Raw genomic sequence first — 1,443 nt, 5'->3', positions numbered from 1 at the left:
TGTCGCGCAGGACCATGTCGCCGACCTCGTCGGTCATCGCGGCCAGCAACTCGTCGCGTTCGGGCAGGGTCATCACGCCGTCGGCGACCGCGCCGCCGAGCAGGATCTTGATGTTGACCTCGTGGTCGGAGCAGTCCACCCCGGCCGAGTTGTCGATGAAGTCGGTGAACACCCGGCCACCGGCCCGGGCGAACTCGATCCGGCCGCGCTGGGTCAGGCCCAGGTTGCCGCCCTCACCGACGACCCGGACCCGCAGGTCGGCGCCGTTGACCCGGATCGCGTCGTTGCCCTTGTCACCGACCTCGGCGTGCGACTCGGTGGCCGCCTTCACGTAGGTGCCGATACCGCCGTTGAAGAACAGGTCGACCGGCGCCAGCAGGATCGCCCGCATCAACTCGCCCGGACTGATCACCGTGGCCTCGCCGAGCCCGAGCCGTTCCCGGACCTGCGGGCTGACCGGGATCGACTTCGCCGACCGCGGGTAGACCCCGCCGCCGGAACTGATCAGGGACTTGTCGTAGTCGTCCCAGGACGAGCGGGGCAGGTCGAACAGGCGCTTGCGCTCGGCGTACGAGGTCGCCGCGTCGGGGTCGGGGTCCAGGAAGATGTGCCGGTGGTCGAACGCCGCCACCAGCCGGATGTGCCGCGACAGCAGCATGCCGTTGCCGAACACGTCGCCGGACATGTCACCCACGCCGACCACCGTGAAGTCCTCGGTCTGGGTGTCCAGGCCCAGATCCCGGAAGTGCTTCTTCACCGACTCCCACGCGCCGCGGGCGGTGATGCCCATCTTCTTGTGGTCGTAACCGGCCGACCCGCCGGAGGCGAACGCGTCGCCCATCCAGAAGTCCTTGCCGACCGAGATCTCGTTGGCGATGTCGGAGAACGTGGCGGTGCCCTTGTCCGCCGCCACCACCAGGTACGGATCGTCGCCGTCGTGCCGGACCACGTCCTCCGGCGGCACGATCTTGCCGCTCTGGATGTTGTCGGTGACGTCCAGCAGCGCGGTGATGAACCGCTGGTAGCACTCCACCGCCTCGTCCCGGTCGCCCGGCTTCTGCTTCAGCACGAAACCGCCCTTGGCACCGACCGGCACGATCACCGAGTTCTTCACCATCTGCGCCTTGACCAGCCCGAGGATCTCGGTCCGGAAGTCCTCACGCCGGTCCGACCAGCGCAGACCACCGCGCGCGACCGCCCCGTACCGCAGATGCACACCCTCGAACCGCGGCGAGTACACGAAGATCTCGAACTTCGGCCGGGGCTGCGGCAGATCCGGGATCGCCTGCGGATCGAGCTTGAACGCGACGTACGACTTCGGCCGCCCCTCCCGGCCCCGCTGGAAGAAACTGGTCCGCAGAGTCGCCTCGATCAACATCAGATAGGACCGCAGGATCCGGTCCTGATCCAGGCTGTCCACCTGATCGAGCAGCTCGGTGATCC

Annotated in this window: 1 protein-coding gene; it reads right to left on the bottom strand. The window is 68.1% G+C overall.

Annotated features, from left to right (window positions below; translation table 11 throughout):
- Positions 1–1,443: NAD-glutamate dehydrogenase domain-containing protein (locus tag Aut01nite_RS43030; RefSeq protein WP_043530840.1), on the bottom strand; the 1,443-nt coding region annotated here is incomplete at both ends.

This window comes from Actinoplanes utahensis (genome assembly GCF_016862455.1).
In the GTDB taxonomy this organism is placed as follows: Bacteria; Actinomycetota; Actinomycetes; order Mycobacteriales; family Micromonosporaceae; genus Actinoplanes; species Actinoplanes utahensis.
This window is presented reverse-complemented; position numbering and strand designations above follow the sequence as displayed.